This is a genomic window from uncultured Algibacter sp. (assembly GCF_947495675.1).
In the GTDB taxonomy this organism is placed as follows: Bacteria; Bacteroidota; Bacteroidia; order Flavobacteriales; family Flavobacteriaceae; genus Algibacter_B.
In genome coordinates this window covers 1-447 of sequence record NZ_CANLZX010000059.1, presented here as the reverse complement: position 1 = coordinate 447, position 447 = coordinate 1, and the positions used below count along the sequence as shown (strand labels likewise).

General features: G+C 34.5%; 1 protein-coding gene. It reads left to right on the top strand.

Annotated features, from left to right (window positions below):
• The coding region (locus Q0842_RS16085) for a transketolase C-terminal domain-containing protein (RefSeq protein WP_366941137.1) at positions 1–444 on the top strand (444 nt) is incomplete at its 5' end.
• Between the last annotated feature and the right edge of the window lie 3 nt (positions 445–447).

Here is a 447-nt window from a genome sequence, read left to right as displayed (position 1 = left end):
ATTAAGGATTTACCAGCAAAAGGAACGTCAAGATATCAAGAAGCTTTAGCTTCTAAAAAAGGAGGTTATTTAGTAAAAGAAGTAGAAAATCCAGATGTGGTATTAATAGCAAATGGATCAGAGGTTGCCACATTATTTGCAGCAGCCGAAATATTAGAAGCCGAGAATGGATTACAAGTGAATATTGCTTCCATAATATCAGAAGGAGTATTTAGAAATCAATCTAAAGAATACCAAAATAGTGTAATTCCAAAAGGCACACCGTTATTTGGATTAACAGCGGGATTACCAGTAAATTTAGAAGGCTTGGTAGGCGATAAAGGAAAAGTATTTGGGTTAGAGCATTTTGGTTATTCGGCCCCAGCAACTGTGCTAGATGATAAATTTGGCTTTACAGGCGAAAAAGTAAGCAAACAAGTATTAGAATATTTAAAAACAGTATAAAAC